This window comes from Gemmatimonas sp. (assembly GCF_044345575.1).
GTDB lineage: Bacteria > Gemmatimonadota > Gemmatimonadetes > Gemmatimonadales > Gemmatimonadaceae > Gemmatimonas.
This window is the reverse complement of the sequence record NZ_JBIJAW010000051.1, coordinates 1-16,024: the sequence shown is the minus strand read 5'-3', so window position 1 is coordinate 16,024 and position 16,024 is coordinate 1. Positions and strand designations below refer to the sequence as shown.

Genomic DNA, 16,024 nt, shown 5'->3' with positions numbered 1-16,024 from the left:
GTGACGTGTCGTCGCTGCGTGAGCGCACGTACCGCTCGACGGCGTCGATCCATTCGTCACGCGCGTGGAGCAGCGCCTCGCTGAATTCGCGGACGGCGCCGTGGCCGCCGCGCGCGTCGAGTTGCAGATGCGCGGCCCGACGTACTTCGATCGTGGCGTTGCCCACCGCGACCGCGAGGCCGACCGCGCGCATCGCCGCGAGATCCGGCAGATCGTCACCAACGAATGCGACGTCGTCGAGCGCGATGTCCCAATCGGCGCACAACCGGCGGAGCGCCGGCAACTTGCGGGCCTGACGATCCTGAATGCAGGCATCCACGCGCAGTTCGCGCGCGCGCATGGCGACACTTTCCGAGACCCGGCCTGTGATCAGGGCCACCTTGATGCCGCACTCGCGCAGCATGGCCATGCCGAGTCCGTCCTGCACATCGTACCGCTTCAGTTCGAACGGAACGGCGGCTCCGTCGTGCGTCGCGCTGCCGAGGTACAGGCCGCCATCCGTGAGCACACCGTCCACGTCGAAAGCGACGAGACGCACGCGCTTGGCGAGCGCGGGCTCGATGCGCGGCGCGTGCACGACCAAGGGCGGCAGTTCGTGACTCACGACCATCAACGCGTGGTCCGATCCCAGATGTCGACCGCGCGTTGGACGAGCGCCGGCAGTTCCGCGAGCGGGATCATGTTGGGGCCGTCGCTGGGGGCGGCCTCCGGATGGGGATGGGTCTCGAGGAACAGCCCCTGAGCGCCAGCGGCGACCGCGGCGTACGTGAGGGGCGGGATGAACTCGCGTGCCCCTCCGCTGGCTCCTCCCTGCCCCTTCCCCGGCTGCTGCACGCTGTGCGTGGCATCGAAGATCACGGGCACGCTGCAGGCGGCACGCATGCGCGCGAAGGCGCGCATGTCTACCACGAGGTCGCCGTAGCCGAAGAAGGTGCCGCGTTCGGTCACGGCGAGGGCGCCGAGCTCACGGCCGGCAAGAGCGGCCCCCGCTTCGACCTTGCGTACCGCCCCCGTCATTCCCTCCGGGTGCATCCACTGGCCCTTTTTGACGTTCACCGCTTTGCCCGTCGCTCCGGCCGCGAGCAGCAGGTCCGTCTGGCGGCAGAGAAACGCGGGGATCTGCAGCACATCGACCACCTGTGCTGCAACGGCACACTGTGAGGCCTCGTGCACGTCGGTGAGGATAGGCAGGCCGGTGGCCGCGCGCACCCTGTCGAGCGCCGCAAGGCCAGCCTCGAGTCCAGGCCCGCGCACGCCATCGACGTTGGAGCGATTGGCCTTGTCGAAGCTGGCCTTGAAAATCACGCCGCCCGGCACGTGCTCGGCCAACCGTGCCAACGCCTCGGCGACGCGCAGGTTGAGCGCGTCATCCTCGAGTTGGCACGGACCGGCAATGAGGAACAGCTTGTCCGACGGAAAGAGCGAGGAGCTCACGGCCATCACTGATTGACGTGAGCGAGCGGCGCTGCGCCGGCCGCCTTCGCTTCGGCCGCCTGGCGCGCGTGCGCGGCCGCCACGAAACCGGCGAACAGCGGATGCGGACGGAGGGGGCGCGACTGCAGTTCGGGATGGAACTGGCAGCCCACGAACCAGGGATGCGCGGGGAGTTCGATCATTTCCACCAGCGAATCATCGGGTGACAGGCCACTGAGGCGCATCCCCTGCTCGATGAACCGCTCACGATAGCGGTTCGACACTTCATAACGGTGCCGATGCCGCTCGCTCACTTCGGGCTGGCCGTAGATCTCTGCCGCCTTGGAGCCACGCTGGAGCCGGCACGGGTAGGCGCCAAGACGCATGGTGCCTCCCTTGTCGGTTACCTCACGCTGCGAGTCCATCAGCGAGATCACGGGATTGCTGCACTCGGGGGCAAACTCGCTCGAGTGGCTGTCATCGAGTCCGAGTACGTGACGCGAGAACTCGATGATGGCCACCTGCATACCGAGGCAAATGCCGAAGAACGGCAACTGCAGTTCGCGCGCTGCTCGGATGGCTTCCACCATGCCCTCCACTCCGCGCACGCCGAAGCCGCCGGGGACGAGGAGGCCGTGATACCGTGACAGAATCTCCCGGGCGGCATCGGGGCCGGTAAAGAGGTCGCTCGAGGTCCAGGCGAGTTCGACCCCCACGTCGTTCGCGATGCCGCCGTGGATGAGCGCTTCCTGTACGCTCTTGTAGCTGTCGACGTAATCGGTGTACTTGCCGACGACGCAGATGCGCACCTTCTCGCGCGGATGCGTGATGCGCTGCACCATGGTTCGCCACGCCGAGAGATCAGGTGTGGGGGCGCTGAGGCGCAGGCGCTCCATGACGCGATCGGCAAAGCCCTGCTGCTCGAACACCAGCGGGATCTGATAGATCGTGGGTACGTCGGGGCTTTCGATAACGGCCCCGAAGTCGACATTGCAGAACAGCGCGATCTTGCGCTTCACATCATCCTGGAGCGGCTTCTCGCTGCGGCAGATGAGGAAGTCAGGCTGGATACCGATCTCCATGAGTTCGCGCACGGAGTGCTGGGTCGGCTTGGTTTTCACTTCGCCGGCCGCGGCGATGTACGGCACCAGCGTGAGGTGCACGAAAATCGCGTTCTCCTTCCCGACCTCGCGACGGAACTGGCGAATGGCCTCGAGAAACGGCAACGATTCGATGTCGCCCACCGTACCGCCGATCTCCACGAGCACGACATCGTTGCCGGGCGCGATGCGCTTCACCGCATTCTTGATCTCATCGGTGATGTGCGGAATGACCTGCACCGTCGCGCCGAGATAATCACCGCGGCGCTCCTTGGTGATCACGTTGGAGTAGATCCGGCCCGTCGTGATGTTGTTGGCCTGCGAGAGGGGGCGATCGAGAAACCGCTCGTAGTGACCGAGATCGAGGTCGGTTTCGGCGCCGTCATCGGTGACGAACACTTCGCCGTGCTGGAACGGCGACATGGTGCCCGGATCCACATTGAGATACGGATCGAGCTTCATCATGGTGACGCGGAACCCGCGTTCGACGAGCAGACGTCCAAGCGACGCCGCCGCAATGCCCTTGCCGAGCGACGACACGACGCCACCCGTAACGAAGATGTACTTCGGCGCGGTCGACTGACCCGTCGGCGCAATGGGATTGGACATGGGCGGGAGCTCGTGGGAATCCGGGTGAGGAATCATGAAAACCGCGTCTTACGACGCATGTGTAGAATCGGGGAAAGATGGGGACTGCGGTGTCGCGCTGACCTGTCCCCATCGCTCGTTGGCGCGGTGCAGGTCGTCTTCGGTGTCGATGCCGCCTTCGGCCGCCGGCACGTGCGCCACACCGATCGGCACGCCGTGGGCGAGCGGCCGCAGCTGCTCGAGACGTTCGATCAGTTCGAGCGTATGCGGTGACCACGATACCCATTGCTGTAGGGCCTGCCGGGTATAGGCGTAGACCCCCACGTGCTGTCGGACGTACGGCCCGAGGAGCGCCGCATCCGCCGGATCACGGAGGAACGGAATGGGTGCTCGTGAAAAATAGAGCGCGCGCCCGTCATCGGTGCAGACGACTTTCACGATGTCGGGGCGCCCCTGCGCGTCGAGGGGAACCGGCACGGCGGCGGTGCCGATGGGCGCCATGCCGCTCGCCACGATCTCCACCGCGCCCGCGAGCGCCTCTCGCGACACAAAGGGCTCGTCGCCCTGCACATTGAGCACGATCCCGTACGAGGCGAACTCGGGGTGCGACGCCACTTCGGCTACGCGGTCGGTCCCACTGGGATGATCGGCCCGCGTGTTCACGACCGGGATGCCCCGCGCCACGCACGCCGCCTCGATATCTTGATGATCGGTGGCGACGACCACGTGGTCGGCAACCTGCAGCGCGGCGACGCGCTGGTACACCCGGACGACGAGTGGTTCGCCTCCCAGGAGGCGAAGCGGTTTGCGGGGGAGCCGGGTCGCGCCAAGGCGCGCCGGGATCACCGCCAGGACAGGCATTGTCCAGTCAGTCGGGGCGTGGTTGCAGCAAAATTCACGCCAGTTAAGATACCCGCGTCGGCACGCCAAGGCAAACGCGCCGCGGCTTCGAATTCTCCGTCATTTCCCGCGTCCTCGACTCTTCGGCATGCCCGTAACCTGGTGGATCGGCTTCAACGCCCTGGTGCTCTTCCTGCTGGCCCTCGATCTCGGGGTGTTCAACCGGAAAGCCCATGCGGTTTCGGTCAAGGAGGCGCTTGGCTGGAGCGTCGTCTGGATCTCGCTGGCGATCGGCTTCGGGTTGTGGATCGGCCAGGCCATGGGCCGGCAGGCGATGCTCGAATTCTATGCCGGCTATCTGGTGGAACAGGCGTTGTCGGTGGACAACCTGTTCGTTTTCATTTTGATCTTCGGTTACTTCCGCATTCCTCAGGAACTGCAGCATCGCGTGCTCTTTTGGGGCATTCTTGGCGCCCTGGTCATGCGTGGCGGCATGATCGGCGCCGGGGCCGTACTGCTGGCCCGGTTCCATTGGATCATCTACGTCTTTGGCGCCTTCCTGGTCTATACCGGGTTCAAGATGGCGTTTGGCGGTGAGAGCGAGATCGAACCGGAACAGAACCCGGTCATTCGTCTTGTACGCCGTTTCCTGCCGCTCACCACGAAGTTTCACGGTGAGAAGTTCTTCGTACGTGAGGCCTTGGAGCCGGGGGGGCCGCTGCGCCGCATGGCCACCCCCTTGTTCGTGGTGCTTGCCCTCGTGGAAACGACCGACGTGGTGTTCGCCGTCGACTCCATACCGGCCATCTTCGGGGTCACCCGCAACCCGTTCCTGGTGTACACCTCGAACGTGTTTGCCATTCTCGGTCTTCGCTCGCTCTATTTCGTGCTCGCCAACATCATCGGCAAGTTCCACCTGCTCAAGTACGGTCTTTCGATCGTGCTGGCGTTCGTGGGCGCGAAAATGCTGATCAGCGAAATCCGCCCCATCGGGATCGGTGCCTCGCTCGGCATCGTGGCCGGCGTGCTGGTGGGCAGTGTGCTGCTGTCGTTGGTGATTCCGCCGCGTGAGGAGAAGGAACCGACCGAGTAGCGCTCTCGGAAGGCCGGCGCGGTTGGTAATGCGTCAACGCAGAGATCACAAAGGTTTGCGAGGGCACGGAGAACGGCATGGTCGGTGCTGTTCTTCGTGCCCTCACCTCTCTCTGTGAACTCCGTGTCAGCGCGTTCCGTGTGCCCTCACCTCTCTCGGTGAACTCCGTGTCAGCGCGTTCCGTCGGCCGTCGACGAGAATTGCCGCGCCATGCGCAGGAAATTCACGAGAATGGTGCGGCCATGTTCCGTGAGGATCGATTCCGGGTGGAACTGCACCCCCCATACCGGATGCGCACGGTGCTGCAACGCGTGGATCTCAGTCGCATCATCGGTGGCCACCGCGGTCACTGCCAGACACGCCGGCAACGACGCGCGCTCCACCACGAGCGAGTGATAGCGCATGACGCCGAACGGTGACGGAATATCGGCGAAGAGGCCCGTACCGTCGTGCGTGAGCCGCGACATCTTGCCGTGCATTACTCGGTCTGCGCGCACGACCGTCCCACCGTAGGCCTCGCCGATGGCCTGATGGCCGAGGCACACGCCAAGCAGAGGGATCCGGTTCCCGTATCGACGAATCACCTCGACCGAAATGCCGGCTTCCCGCGGTGAGCATGGACCCGGCGAGACCACGATGGCGCTCGGCGCCATGGCCCCCACCTCTTCGACAGAGAGTGCATCATTGCGATGCACCGCGAGGCGTTCACCGAGCGCCCCGAAGTACTGCACGAGGTTGTAGGTGAACGAGTCGTAATTGTCGATGACCAGAAGCATGGGCGGGCCGGACGTCAGGAACGCGGATGGAACTGCTTGTGCACGCTCCGAAGATACTCGCGGTCCACGTGCGTGTAGATCTGGGTCGTGGCGATGTCGGCATGTCCCAGCATCTCCTGCACCGCACGCAAGTCAGCGCCGCCTTCGAGCAGATGCGTGGCGAAGGAGTGGCGTAGCGTATGGGGAGACACGTCTTTCTCGATCCCCGCCTGCTCGACGTATTTCCGCAGGATCTTCCAGGCGCCCATGCGCGTGAGCGGCTTCCCTTGACCATTCAGAAACAGAATCCCCTTCCCCTGCCCCCGTTCGAGCACCGGGCGCAGTTCGCGCATGTACACCGCCACCGCGCCAATCGCCGAACGGCCGATGGGGACCAGACGCTCCTTGCTGCCCTTGCCGAACACGCGCACCAGCCCATCCTCGAGCAGCACGTCTTTCGTGGCAAGTCCGATCCACTCGGAGACGCGCAACCCGGCGCCATATGCGAGTTCCAGCATCGCGCGGTCACGAAACGCGAGGCGCTCGTCGAGTTGCGGCGCGGCCAGTAACCGCGTGATCTCGTCCACCGAGAGCACCTCGGGGAGCGTGCGCCACCGCTGCGGCGCATCGAGTCGCTCCGTGGGATCATTGTGCACCAGCCCCTCGGCAAGGAGCACCCGAAACCACGTACGCAAAGCCGAGATGTTCCGGCGAATGGAGCTGCCCGCCAACCCGAGATCCTTCAGGTGATACACGAACTCACGGAGCACGGCCGGCGTGATGTCGCCCGCGCTGGTGATTCCCTGTTCCCGCAGGTAAATGGCGCAGCGGATGACATCGCGCCGATACGCCTCGATAGTGCGAGCTGATGCCCCGTCTTCAAGCGCCAGCGTGTCTTCGAACACCTGCACGTGAAAACCGCGGTGGAGTTCGCCTTCTTCGCTACCCACGTCTGCGCCACCATACGACGGCTATCGCCACCACGACCACCGCGACGGCCGCGAGTCCGATCGTACGCTGCTGCTCCGCAATGCGCGCGAGCAGGATCTCGGCGTTGGCGCCCGCGCGAAACGCGAGGATGCACACGAGGCCGTACCACACACCGGACGCCAGCGTCATGGAAACCGCCGCGCGAATCGCACCGATCCCCAACGCACCAGCCATGGGTGGTACGAGGGCCCGCACGGCGGGAAGAAAGCGACTGACGACCACCGCAGCCATCCCTTGGGTCTTGAAGCGCTCGGCGAAGCGATCAGCGGCGGTGGGCGAGACGATGCTCGGGAAGCGCTTCATCAGCCACGGGAGCCCGTAGCGATGCCCAAGGCCGTACATGAGCATGGCGCCACCGATGTTGCCGACCATCGTGGCTGACCAGACGCCAAACTCGGTGCCGTTCCCACGTGCGGCGACAAAGGCGCCAAGCGCGATCACGGTATCGGCTGGCAATGGCGGAAACACGTTCTCCGCAAAGGCTGCCACGAGAATGGCGCCATACAACAGCGGATCAGGGAGCGACGTGAGCCACGCGAGGAGATCGTTCATGAGGCACGGCTATCGATTGCGCAGCCGCTTTTCCGGTCACGCGCCATGGATAGTCGCCGTGCACATCACGGCAAGCCCTTCCTCCCGACCGATCCACCCCATGCCTTCATTCGTCTTGCCCTTCACGAACACCTGATCACGCGGAATGCGCAGGGCTTCGCACAACACGGTCCGCATGGCGTCGCGATGCGGACCGATCTTCGGACGCTGCGCGATGACGGTCACGTCCACGTTGTACACGCGATAGCCCGCATTCCACAGCCGTTCGACCGCCGCCCTGAGCATGACGATCGAGTCCTTGCCCTTGTTGGCCGGATCGGTATCGGGAAACATCTGGCCGATGTCACCAAAGGCGGCCGCGCCAAGAATGGCGTCGGTGATGGCGTGGCAGATCGCATCGCCATCCGAATGGCCGGCACAGTGTACGTCCCCCGGGATGTCGATTCCGCCGAGGCGCATCGGCCCTCCTTCGCCAAAGCGATGGGAGTCGTAGCCGATGCCGACGCGCGTGAGAGGGGTCGGAGTCTGGTGGTGCATCACGCGGCCGCTGTCGCCGGTGCTTCGGCGATGATCGAATAGTCCTGCCGGCGCCGCGCCGGTGTGAATCCGGCATCGACGATCAGGCGATCAAGCTCGGCGGTCGTGGTACGATGTGTCGTATTCGCCGCCGACACCACGTTTTCCTCGATCATCAACGAGCCGAAGTCGTTGCAGCCGAACTTGAGGGCCATTTGGCCGACCTTCATCCCCATGGTCACCCAGCTCGACTGCAGGTTGGGCACGTTGTCGAGCACGATGCGTGAGATCGCTACCGTCCGCAGATAGGTCGTGGCATCGGTCTTGGGCATGTGCGACATCGTGGGCGTGTTCTCCGGCTGTAGCGGCCACGTGATGAACGCCGTGAATCCGTTGGTGCGCGCCTGCAACTCGCGCACGCGCTGCAGATGCTCGAGGCGTTCGGCGAGCGTTTCCCCGATGCCGTACATCATCGTGACCGACGTCTTCATGCCGGCGTTGTGCGCGAGCTCCATGATCTCGAGCCACCGGTCGGCGCCCGCCTTCTTCGGGGCGGCGATGTCGCGCACGCGCTGCACGAGAATCTCCCCGCCGCCACCAGGGATGCTGTCGAGTCCCGCGGCCTTGAGCTCGCGAATCACCTCGGTGGCATCCATGCGGAATCGCGTGGAGAAGAAGTCCACTTCGCTCGGCGAGAAGCCGTGGATGTGGATGGGATGGTACGTCTTGATGTAGCGCAGCAGATCGAGATACCACTCGAACGGGATGTACGGATTGTGTCCGCCCTGAATGAGGATCTGCACGCCACCAAGCGCTTTCGTCTCCTCGATCTTCTGGCCGATCTGTTCGTACGAGAGCGTGTAGCCCTCGCCGTGCTTCGGCCGCCGATAGAAGGCGCAGAAGCCGCAATCTGCCACACACACGTTCGTGTAATTGATGTTGCGGTCGACGATGTAGGTCACGACACCGTGCGGATGCTTCTGCTCGCGGATACGGTCGGCTTCGAGGCCGAGTTCCAGCAGAGGCGCGTTGGTGTAGAAATCGAGAAGGTCACGCATGGCGGTCACGTGTATAGAGCAGAATGTCGGTCAGGCGGCGGGGAGGAAGGCCAGCGTCCCATCGGGTACACGACCGGCCAGCACGAGCCGACGGAAGAACTCAGTGAGGCCCGCGAGATGCGGGTACGACAAACGGTAGTCGAGACCCGCGAAGTACTCACGGCAGGTCTCCACGGGCACGCCACTGGCGAGCGCCGCCTGCGCGGACAGCTGATCGAGGTGCTCGAGTCCCCAATCACGTGACGCGATGAGCGAGGCATGGGCACCGAGCGCTGCGTGGACGGGTGTGCGCCGCTGCGCGACCCACACGGCGAATACGAACGGCAGCCCTGTCCAGTTCTTCCACGCCGCGCCAAGATCCTCGATGTACGGGTACCGCTCGGCCCACATGCCCCCTCGATTGGCGGCATCGAACAGCTTGAGCGCCGCGTCGCCGATCACGAGGCGGGCGTCGTGTTGCTCCTCGCCGAATCGCGCGATGTCGCCCATTTCGGCGTCGCCCGGCACGAACTCGGGGCGGCACTTCCATACATGTTCGAACAGCAGTTCAAGCAGATGCACCGACGTCATGCTGCTGCGACTCACCACGACGCGGCGTCCGCCGAGGTCGCGCGCGTCGCGCTTGCTGAAGAGCATCACGCTCCGCACGGGCCCATCGCTCGTGATCCCGAGTTCGGGGAGCAGCAGGAACTGGTGGGCATCCTTCGCGTACTCGACCGCCGAGACCACGCTGATGTCGACGTCGCCGGCGGCCATGAGGCGGTTGAGCTGCGTGGGCACGCCGTCCACCAACTCGCCCGCGAGCGGCACGATGCCACGCTCGATGGCCCCGTACACCGGGTAGCAGTTGATGTAGCGGATGCGCCCGACGCGCAGCGTGTCCCGCCCTGTGGTGGACATGATCAGGATGCGGAGGCGGTGAGTGCGTCGGCTGGCGCGGTGATGCCCTCGCCGGAATCGTCGGGGGCGAACTCCCGGATGACGCGATAGAACGAATCCCGCTCGGCCGGCTGCTTGCCCGATCCGCGGATGAGCTGCAGCAGCTGCGGCAGCGTCATGCCTTGCGGCGTGCTGGCGCCCACGGCGTGGTAGATCTTCTCGCGCACCACCGTACCCTCGATGTCGTTGACTCCGAAGTGCAGCGCGATCTGGGACACCGGCGTGGTGACCATGATCCAGTGCGTCTTGATGTGCTCGAAGTTATCGAGGAAGAGACGCCCCACGGCGAGATTGCGCAGATCGTCGGCGCCCGTGGTGCTGGTGCCCTGACGGCCGAGCGTTGCCCCGAGCTCATTGTCATCCGGGTGGTACGCCAGCGGAATGAACGCGAGGAACCCGCCCGTTTCGTCCTGGAGCGTGCGCAGCATCTGGAGATGTTGCATGCGGTCCTCGATGGTCTCCACATGGCCGTAGAGCATCGTGCAGTTGGAGCGAATGCCGAGCTTGTGCGCCGCGCGGTGTACGTCGATGTAGTCGGTGCCGCCCAGCTTTTTGTCGGCGATCTGTTCGCGCACGGCCGCACTGAACGTTTCCGCCCCGCCGCCGGGCATCGTGTCGAGTCCCGCCTCGCGCAACGCGATCAGCACATCCTCGCGGCTCATCTTTTCGATGCGGGCGATGTGGGCGATTTCCACGGCCGTGAGCGCCTTGATGTGCACCTGCGGGTGCCGCGCCTTGAGCGCGCGGAACATCGTCGTGTAGTACTCGAGGCCGGCCTGCATATCGAGCCCACCCACGATGTGGAATTCACGCGTGATGGTCCCGTCGGCACGATCGGACTCGGCCAGTACCTGCTCGAGGGAGTAGCGATACGCGCCGTCTTCCTTCGGGAGGCGTGCGTAGCCGCAGAAGACACAGGTCTTCCGCAGCACGCAGATGTTGGTGGGATTGATATGCTGATTGGCCGCGAAGGTGACGCGGTCACCGTGGCGCGCGCGATTGGCGGCGTCGGCCATCGCCCCGACTCCCAACAGGTCGGGACTCGTGTAGAGGGTGATTCCGTCGGCGATAGACAGGCGCTCGCCACGGATCAGCTTTTCGCCGATGGGGCGCAGCGCGGGATCGCGCAGCGTATCGAGGTGGAACGGTACTGCGAGCGGCATCAGGACATATCCGGGCTTCGGCGCGGCAACATGCCGCGCGTCACCTCGATAAACGCCCCGACGGGCTTACCCGTGCCAGCGTCGGAGCGCGATCGAGACGTTGTGGCCACCGAATCCGGAGCTATTGGAGAGCGCGACTTCCACCGTACGCGCCTTGGGCGTGTTCGGCGTCACGTCGAGATCGCACTCCGGATCGGGGGTGCTGTAGTTGATCGTGGGAGGAATCATACCGTCGCGCATGGCCAGCGCGCAGGCGATGAACTCCACCCCGCCAGCCGCGCCGAGCATATGCCCGGTGGCCGACTTGGTCGAACTGACGGACAGCGCGTACGCATGCTCGCCGAACACCGCCTTGATGCCCTTGATCTCGTTGGGATCGTTGAGCGGCGTAGACGTGCCGTGCGCATTGATGTACCCGACGTCGGTGAGCGCCACCTTGCCGTCGGCCATGGCCTTGCGCATGGCCCGCTGCAGCCCTTCGTGGGCTTCCGGCTGCCCCGTAAGGTGGTACGCATCACCCGTGGCGCCGTATCCCACTACCTCGCCGTAGATGCGGGCGCCGCGCGCGAGGGCATGTTCGAGCACCTCGAGCACCACCACGCCAGCCCCTTCGCCGAGCACGAATCCGTCACGCGTGGCATCGAACGGACGCGACGCCGTCGACGGCGAATCGTTGCGCTCGGAGAGCGCCGTCATGTTGCCGAAGCCACCGATGGCCATGGGCAACACGGAGGCCTCGGTGCCGCCACACAGCATCACGTCGGCGTCGCCATACGAGATCGTGCGGAACGCTTCGCCAATGGCGTGGGCGCTCGTGGCGCAGGCGGACATCGTGGCGAAGTTGGGCCCCTTGGCGTTGAAGCGCATGGAGACCACGCCGGCCGCGATGTCGGCGATGTACATCGGGATGAAGAACGGCGAAATGCGCCGGTTCCCCGACTGCATGAGCACCGAGTGCTGGTCTTCCATGGTGGCCAGACCGCCGATGCCGCTGCCGATGATCACCCCGAAATCTTCAGGGACGTAGCCCCCCTGATCCAGCCCCGCATCGCGCATGGCCTGCACCGAGGCGGCCATGGCGTACTGGGTGAACAGGTCGGCGCGCTTGGCTTCCTTGCGGTCCATGTACTGGCCCACATCGAAGCCCTTCACCTCGCAGGCGAACTTCACCTTGAAGTCCGACGCATCGAACTTGGTGATGAGCGCACCGCCCGACACTCCGCCCAGCAGCGACTGCCAGGTCGTCGCCACGTCGTTACCGACGGGCGTAATCGCCCCAAGACCCGTGACGACGACCCGCCGGCGCATCAGCCCGCGACCTTCGCCTCGAGGTACGCGATGGCGTCACCCACGGTGCGCAGCTTTTCGGCATCCTCGTCCGGGATGTCGATGTTGAATTCCTTCTCGAACTCCATCACCAGTTCGACGATGTCGAGCGAGTCGGCGCCGAGGTCTTCGATGAAGCTGGCTTCGGGGGTGAGCTTCTCGCGCTCAACGCCGAGTTCCTTCTCGATGATGTCCTTGATCTTCGACGCGTTATCCGACATGGGAACGGTTCCTCTGAAGTAGTTGAAGTGAGAATGGGGAACTTAGCCATGGCACGGCGTCACAGGGAGGGCCTGCCGGGACAAACCGGCACGAAAGGCCTCCCGGACGCCGGATTACATCACCAGGCCGCCGTCCACCACGAGGACCTGCCCGGTCACATAACCGGTGAGGTCGGAAGCCAGCACCACCACCATACCTGCAATGTCGTCGGGGGTGCCGAGCCGCTCGAGCGGAATGCCGGCGCTCATGGTGGCCCGTGCCTCGGGCGTCATGGCCGCTGTCATGTCCGTCTCGATGAATCCCGGCGCGATGACGTTCGCCAGGATGTTGCGCGAGGCGAGCTCCTTGGCGATCGACTTGGTCATGCCGATGAGCCCGGCCTTGCTGGCCGCGTAATTCGCCTGTCCCTTGTTGCCGATGAGCCCCACGACGCTGGCCACGTTGATGATGCGGCCCCAGCGACGCTTCATCATGCCGCGCGACGCCGCTCGGCAGGTGGCGAAGGCGCCGCGGAGGTTGGCGTTCAGCACCGCGTCCCAATCATCGTCCTTGAGACGCATGAGCAGATTGTCGCGGGTGAGGCCCGCGTTGTTGACCAGAATGTCGAGCTGTCCGAAGTCCTTCTCCACGCGCTCGACGAGCGCCGTGGCCTGAGCAACCTCCGAGACGTCGGCCGCGTAGCCCCGCACCTCCACACCCGCTGCCGCGGCGATCTCGGCGGCCGCTTCGTCGGCCTTGCCCTGATCGCGGCCGGTGACCGCCACGCGGGCCCCCGCATTGGCGAGGGCCGTCGCGATGGCGCGCCCGATGCCGCGCGTGGAGCCCGTGACGAGTGCCACCCGCCCGGTGAGATCGATTCGCATACCAGCCGCCATAAACGGTGCGCCTGTCAGGAGTTGGAGGGGATGGACTCGATGAACTTCTCGATCTCGGCCACAGTGCCAACGCTCATGGTCTTCACCGACGGCGTGATACGACGGGCGAGCCCCGTGAGCACCGCCCCGCTGCCGATTTCGACGAAGGTGGCGTCTGGGAAGTGGTCGGCGAGCGTGCGCATGACCCGGGTCCACTGCACGGGTGCGGTGAGCTGCTGCACGAGCAGCTCGCGCGCCGTGGTGGCGGCCGTGACCGCTTCAGCATTCACGTTGGCCACCACGGGCACCTTCGGATCGTGCCACGTTTCGGCCTGCAGGGCCTGCGAGAGCCCGTCGACCGCCGGCGCCATGAGCGGAGAATGAAATGCGCCGCTTACCGGCAGCGGCAGGCAACGCTTGGCGCCCGCGGCCTTGGCCAATTCCATCGCGCGTTCCACTCCGGCAACTTCGCCGGAGATGACCACCTGCTCTTCGCTGTTGTAATTGGCCGGCACCACCAGCCCGCATTCGGCCGTCGCCTGCGCGCACAGGTCATCGATGGACACCGTCAGCACGCCGAGAATGGCGGCCATCGCGCCCGGGCGCTGCACGCCCTGCTCGTACATGAGTGCGCCGCGGCGGCGGACGATACGGGCGGCGGCCGCGAGGTCGAGTGTGCCGGCGACATGGTATGCCGAGAACTCCCCGAGCGAGTGGCCGGCAGCGCCGACGATACGCTCGCCCACCGCCTCGCGAATCACCGACCACACGGCCGCACTGTGCGCCAGGAGGGCCGGCTGCGCGTTGACCGTGCGGGTGAGCTCGTCGGCCGGTCCGTCGAAGGCCAGCGTCGACAGGGCGGCACCAACGGCGTCATCGACTAGATGAAACGCCTCGCGCGCGGCGGGGAAGGTCTCGTACAGATCCTTGCCCATGCCGACTTTCTGCGAACCCTGACCGGGGAGCAGGAATACGTATGCCATGACGATCGTGAAGCGAAAGGTCGAGGATCCGCGGCCCGCGCGTTACGCGGCGGGCCGCCACGGACTCAGAAACGGGCGACCAGGGAGCCCCATGTGAAGCCCGCGCCGAAGGCGGCGAACAACACGGTGCTGCCTTCGCGAATGCGTCCCTGCTCCATCGCGTCATTGAGCGCGATGGGAATGGAGGCCGCCGACGTGTTGCCGAAGCGATCGACATTCACGAACACCTTATCCATCGGGATGCCCGCGTGCTTTGCCGTGGCTTCGATGATGCGCACATTCGCCTGATGCGGAATGAGGAGGTCCACATCGGCGGCCGTGAGACGCGCGCTATCGAGGGCACGGTCGGTGGCTTCGGCCATGGAGCGCACGGCGTGCTTGAACACCTCACGCCCGGCCATCTGAATGCAGCCGCGCCCCGGCGCGTCGGGGGAATACCTTTCAGCGCCGCCGCCAGCCGGGCGCCAGAGTAGTTCGGCTAGCGCGCCATCGGAGCGCATGAAGGTGGAGAGAATCCCCTTCTCACGCTTCTCGCCCTTCGCGCGGCGCAGCACCGTGGCACCGGCGCCGTCGGCGAACAGAATGCACGTGTTGCGATCGGTCCAGTCGACGATGGCGCTCAGCTTCTCCGCGCCGATGACCAGCACCGTATCGGCGGAGCCGCTCGCGATCATGGAATCGCCCACAATGGCGCCGTACAACCAACCGGAGCAGGCCGATGCGACGTCGAACGCCGCGGCGCGCGACGCCCCAAGTACCTGCTGCACCTCGACGGCCTGTGACGGCAGGAGATGGTCGGGGGACGCGGTGCCGACGATGATCACATCGATCTCGCCCGGCTGCACGCCAGCCTTTGCCATCGCCTGCTGCGAAGCCTTCGCACACAGCGACGCGAGCGACTCGCCCGGTTCACAGATGTGTCGCTGGCGGATGCCCGTGCGCTCGACGATCCACTCATCGTTCGTTTCCACGCCCATCGCGGCGATGTCGTGGTTGGTTACCACCTTGGCCGGCACGGCGTGGCCGGTGCCGGCGATATACGAGAACGGTCGCTTCATCAGGCAGTTCCGGAGGCTGTGGCCTGCGGCATCGACTCGGCGAGCCGGCGGCCGATTTCGTCGGTCATTCCCGACTCGTACGCACGCACCGCCACGTTGATGGCGTTCATGATGGCGCGCGGGGAGCTCTTCCCATGCGAGATGATGGAGACGCCGCGCACCCCGAGTAGGGGCGCCCCGCCATATTCGTCCACGTCGAGTTGCTTCAGCGACCCGGCAATCTGGTGCGGATCGAGCCCGGCCACCTGCGACACCAACCCGATGAGCATCGGGCCGATGCTCTCCATGAACTTGAGCAGGATGTTGCCGGTGAAGCCGTCGCACACGACGACGTCGATGGGACCGCGGTCGCACGCGCCCTGCGGAATGTCGCGGCCTTCGACGTTGCCGATGAAGTTGAGCCCGGCGCCGCGGAGGCGCTGGTGCGCCTCCTTCACCGCGAGATTTCCCTTCTCGGCTTCTTCGCCGATGGACAGCAGCCCAACGGCCGGATTCTCACGACCGAGCAAGGCGTGTGCGTACACCGTGCCAATGCGCGCGAACTGGACCAGTTCCTCAGCGGCGCAATCGACGT

Annotated in this window: 17 protein-coding genes and 1 pseudogene; 1 reads left to right on the top strand and 17 read right to left on the bottom strand. The window is 65.3% G+C overall.

The genetic code is table 11. From position 1 onward, the window contains the following. The 4 genes from ACIQ6O_RS05275 to kdsB form a co-directional block, all read right to left on the bottom strand. A partial coding sequence (locus ACIQ6O_RS05275; protein ID WP_396206740.1) for a KdsC family phosphatase occupies positions 1-610 on the bottom strand: 610 nt, incomplete at its 3' end. Next, positions 610-1,440 (bottom strand): 3-deoxy-8-phosphooctulonate synthase, encoded by an 831-nt coding sequence (gene kdsA / locus ACIQ6O_RS05270; RefSeq protein WP_396206739.1) that lies wholly within the window; start codon positions 1,438-1,440, stop codon positions 610-612. The genes ACIQ6O_RS05275 and kdsA, both read right to left, overlap by 1 nt. Then, on the bottom strand, positions 1,440-3,122 hold the full coding sequence (locus ACIQ6O_RS05265; RefSeq protein ID WP_396206738.1) for a CTP synthase: 1,683 nt from the start codon (positions 3,120-3,122) through the stop codon (positions 1,440-1,442). Before ACIQ6O_RS05265 ends, kdsA begins: the two co-directional genes overlap by 1 nt. A 48-nt stretch (positions 3,123-3,170) precedes the next feature. Next, positions 3,171-3,962 carry a 3-deoxy-manno-octulosonate cytidylyltransferase gene (gene kdsB, locus ACIQ6O_RS05260; RefSeq protein ID WP_396206737.1) on the bottom strand — a complete coding sequence of 264 codons (792 nt, stop codon included), beginning with the start codon at positions 3,960-3,962 and terminating at the stop codon, positions 3,171-3,173. A gap of 127 nt (positions 3,963-4,089) precedes the next feature. Between kdsB and ACIQ6O_RS05255 the strand changes: the two genes are divergently transcribed. Next, positions 4,090-5,034, top strand: coding sequence for a TerC family protein (locus ACIQ6O_RS05255; RefSeq protein ID WP_396206736.1), 945 nt, complete (start codon positions 4,090-4,092; stop codon positions 5,032-5,034). Between the two features lie 170 nt (positions 5,035-5,204). On the opposite strand, the gene ACIQ6O_RS05250 is transcribed toward ACIQ6O_RS05255, so the two are convergent. From ACIQ6O_RS05250 to ACIQ6O_RS05190, 13 genes and pseudogenes are all read right to left on the bottom strand, one after another. Beyond that, positions 5,205-5,810, bottom strand: a complete 606-nt coding sequence (locus ACIQ6O_RS05250) for an anthranilate synthase component II (protein WP_396206735.1) — start codon at positions 5,808-5,810, stop codon at positions 5,205-5,207. 14 nt (positions 5,811-5,824) lie between these two features. Beyond that, on the bottom strand, positions 5,825-6,700 hold the full coding sequence (gene xerD / locus ACIQ6O_RS05245) for a site-specific tyrosine recombinase XerD (RefSeq protein ID WP_396206734.1): 876 nt from the start codon (positions 6,698-6,700) through the stop codon (positions 5,825-5,827). 31 nt (positions 6,701-6,731) lie between these two features. Continuing rightward, complete coding sequence (locus tag ACIQ6O_RS05240; RefSeq protein WP_396206733.1) at positions 6,732-7,331, bottom strand: DedA family protein; 600 nt, start codon at positions 7,329-7,331, stop codon at positions 6,732-6,734. A gap of 36 nt (positions 7,332-7,367) precedes the next feature. Next, positions 7,368-7,868, bottom strand: a complete 501-nt coding sequence (gene ispF, locus ACIQ6O_RS05235) for a 2-C-methyl-D-erythritol 2,4-cyclodiphosphate synthase (protein WP_396206732.1) — start codon at positions 7,866-7,868, stop codon at positions 7,368-7,370. After that, positions 7,868-8,905, bottom strand: a complete 1,038-nt coding sequence (gene mqnC, locus ACIQ6O_RS05230; protein ID WP_396206731.1) for a cyclic dehypoxanthinyl futalosine synthase — start codon at positions 8,903-8,905, stop codon at positions 7,868-7,870. Before mqnC ends, ispF begins: the two co-directional genes overlap by 1 nt. Positions 8,906-8,935: 30 nt before the next feature. Beyond that, entirely contained in the window at positions 8,936-9,805 is an 870-nt protein-coding gene (locus ACIQ6O_RS05225) for a menaquinone biosynthesis protein (protein WP_396206730.1), read from the bottom strand. 2 nt (positions 9,806-9,807) lie between these two features. After that, the gene (locus tag ACIQ6O_RS05220; RefSeq protein WP_396206729.1) at positions 9,808-11,007 is read right to left on the bottom strand and encodes a CofH family radical SAM protein; all 1,200 of its coding nucleotides are present in this window, start codon (positions 11,005-11,007) and stop codon (positions 9,808-9,810) included. Between the two features lie 66 nt (positions 11,008-11,073). Beyond that, complete coding sequence (gene fabF, locus ACIQ6O_RS05215) at positions 11,074-12,315, bottom strand: beta-ketoacyl-ACP synthase II (protein ID WP_396206728.1); 1,242 nt, start codon at positions 12,313-12,315, stop codon at positions 11,074-11,076. After that, a complete protein-coding gene (locus ACIQ6O_RS05210; RefSeq protein WP_291164872.1) occupies positions 12,315-12,554 on the bottom strand; it encodes an acyl carrier protein in 240 nt (79 codons plus the stop codon). Before ACIQ6O_RS05210 ends, fabF begins: the two co-directional genes overlap by 1 nt. A 114-nt stretch (positions 12,555-12,668) precedes the next feature. Beyond that, positions 12,669-13,418, bottom strand: coding sequence for a 3-oxoacyl-[acyl-carrier-protein] reductase (gene fabG / locus ACIQ6O_RS05205; protein ID WP_396206727.1), 750 nt, complete (start codon positions 13,416-13,418; stop codon positions 12,669-12,671). A 26-nt stretch (positions 13,419-13,444) separates the two neighbouring features. Continuing rightward, positions 13,445-14,392, bottom strand: coding sequence for an ACP S-malonyltransferase (gene fabD / locus ACIQ6O_RS05200; RefSeq protein ID WP_396206726.1), 948 nt, complete (start codon positions 14,390-14,392; stop codon positions 13,445-13,447). Positions 14,393-14,457: 65 nt separating this feature from the next. After that, positions 14,458-15,450, bottom strand: coding sequence for a beta-ketoacyl-ACP synthase III (locus tag ACIQ6O_RS05195; RefSeq protein WP_396206725.1), 993 nt, complete (start codon positions 15,448-15,450; stop codon positions 14,458-14,460). Then, positions 15,450-16,024: pseudogene (locus ACIQ6O_RS05190) on the bottom strand (phosphate--acyl-ACP acyltransferase); the annotation flags it as partial. The pseudogene ACIQ6O_RS05190 and the gene ACIQ6O_RS05195, both read right to left, overlap by 1 nt.